This is a genomic window from Catenibacterium sp., assembly GCF_052354645.1.
GTDB lineage: Bacteria > Bacillota_I > Bacilli_A > Erysipelotrichales > Coprobacillaceae > Catenibacterium > Catenibacterium mitsuoka_A.
This window is the reverse complement of record NZ_DAWDDM010000316.1, coordinates 1-2,154: the sequence shown is the minus strand read 5'-3', so window position 1 is coordinate 2,154 and position 2,154 is coordinate 1. Positions and strand designations below refer to the sequence as shown.

The 2,154-nt window shown below is 29.8% G+C and carries 3 protein-coding genes; 2 read left to right on the top strand and 1 reads right to left on the bottom strand.

Annotated features, from left to right (window positions below):
• The first annotated feature begins 482 nt into the window (after nt 1–482).
• Complete coding sequence (locus ACT8VG_RS10495; RefSeq protein ID WP_217106180.1) at nt 483–1,181, top strand: hypothetical protein; 699 nt, start codon at nt 483–485, stop codon at nt 1,179–1,181.
• A gap of 50 nt (nt 1,182–1,231) precedes the next feature.
• Here the strand turns inward: ACT8VG_RS10495 and ACT8VG_RS10490 are convergent, their stop codons facing one another.
• Nucleotides 1,232–1,495 carry a tryptophan synthase subunit alpha gene (locus ACT8VG_RS10490; RefSeq protein WP_444195838.1) on the bottom strand — a complete coding sequence of 88 codons (264 nt, stop codon included), beginning with the start codon at nt 1,493–1,495 and terminating at the stop codon, nt 1,232–1,234.
• A gap of 62 nt (nt 1,496–1,557) precedes the next feature.
• Between ACT8VG_RS10490 and ACT8VG_RS10485 the strand changes: the two genes are divergently transcribed.
• Entirely contained in the window at nt 1,558–2,010 is a 453-nt protein-coding gene (locus ACT8VG_RS10485) for an Abi family protein (RefSeq protein WP_444195837.1), read from the top strand.
• Nucleotides 2,011–2,154: the final 144 nt, after the last annotated feature.

The window sequence follows — 2,154 nt, the reverse complement described above, 5'->3', positions numbered from 1 at the left end:
CATTAAATAAGATAAATAAATGAAAAATAACATAAATATTTATCAAAATAGCATAAATGATTTATGTTAAAACAGTAAATAAACCAACATACATTTTAGTTCTTTCGATTGAAAGAACTTTTTTGCAATAAAAAAGGAACTCCGTGGAGTTCTCTCTATAATGGATGCAGGTTTTAGGACTCTGCTCCGACCGATGGACATGGGTTTTTGAGGTCACCAGACCGACCTTTTCTTTATCTACATCGTAACATATTAGCAAAAAAGTCAAATTATACATGGTGAATATCTTCTAGAATCTAGAATAATATTCTTGTTGCTAACTTTCTGGTTAACGTGTTTTTGTGTCTATACAATGTAAGGATTTTCTAATTATATAGATTGTGAATATAGATGTGAGTATTGAGCATCTGATGAAAATAAAACTATTTTTAAATAATCGTATGATATAATGAGAGACAATCTAATATGAAGGGAGATTAATTATGCACTATAGATTAGGAAGGGAACTCAAAGCATTATCAAAGATTTTTACTCTAATAGGTATATTAGTGAATGCATTTCTTTTGTATCATTATCTAGGAAATGAATATTTCTTGAAGATGAAGATCTATTATACAGTTATTTTCGTATTCTTAATGATTCTTGTATGGGTATTTGGAAAGGCAATAAATGGAATAGGGGTGATGCTTACAACTCAAGGTAAGATGTTACATGAACCAAAAATAGAAGAGCCTGAAGATGAAGAATCTATCAAAAATACATTTATGGCTTTCTGTCATGCATTCAAGAAGAATAAAAAAGCATTTGCTTCACTCATTGTAGTATGTGTTATTCTACTTGGTGGAGGTATCTATGCAAAAGTAACTTATGATCATTATCATGCATATGATGGAATGTGGAATATAGAAGGAGATTTAGAAGGAAACTATTTTATTATAGATGGTGATGAAGTCACATTCTATGAAACAAATAGAGATGAAGAGAGAAAAAAATCATATTATAAATGTATATATGTAGGAAGTCTAATAAACAACAAAGTTAACTTCTATAGTCAATCTTATGATTATACGAGTAATAATGATTATAAAACAAAAGAGATTGATCAGACTATTTACCTCAATAGAATAAATAATGTTAAATTTGAAGTGAATGGAAAGAAGTATAATAGAATTTCAGATTAGAGCGCGTGAGCGCTCTTTTTTATGAAAAAAACTTGATCCTAAGACCAAGTTTACTTAAGTACATCTATCATCTCTTTTACATATGCTTCTACATATTGTGGGGCATTTTTTCCATATTTTTCAATAATCTTAATAATTGCACTACCTACAATAGCACCATCTGATTGAGATGCCATCTTTTTTGCCTGCCCTGGTGTAGAGATTCCAAATCCTACTGCTACAGGTATATCTGTGACTTCACGTACTAAGTCAACCATCGCACCAATATCAGTTGTAATCTTTGAACGTACACCAGTGACACCTAAAGAAGACACATAATAAAATATCTTTTAAAATCTTTAGATGAAGTGATTGCATTAAATCAGTTTGATTTGATTTGAAATCACGTTTTTATTATAGGATTATGTTTATTGAGAATGCATTAAAAAGTTATGTAATAGAGGCAGTATTGCAGGACGCAAAGTCAGAGAATTTAGATGATATATTTGAAAAATCAATTACAGAATATAGATTTCTTAAGAAAGATAGCATGGCATACCATAATAGCTACAGTAAAAGAATGGCGCTTAAAGTCAAAATTAATAATGCTTTAATAAATAGTTATAATCACAGTTCTAACAATATAGTTAACCATTTTTTTGATTCAGACAAAAATATTCCAATTTGGGCAATATTAGAATCTTTTACACTTGGAGAGTTTGGAAATTTTTATGCTTGTTCTAATGTTAAAAAGTATATTTCTAATGAAATATTACACCTCCCAACTAAATTTGATGAAGATGGAAAATTTTCATTTCAGTATAAAAAATCTTATGATATGGTAAATTGAATATACAAATTGCGGTGGTGGTCATCTTCGGACAACATTTGGAGGAATCTGATGTGTTGGGCTCTTTCCTTATATACACATCTCAGAGACCACGATAACATAAGACATGGAGAAAGCCGTCTAGAGCTATCAAAAAAAATTCGG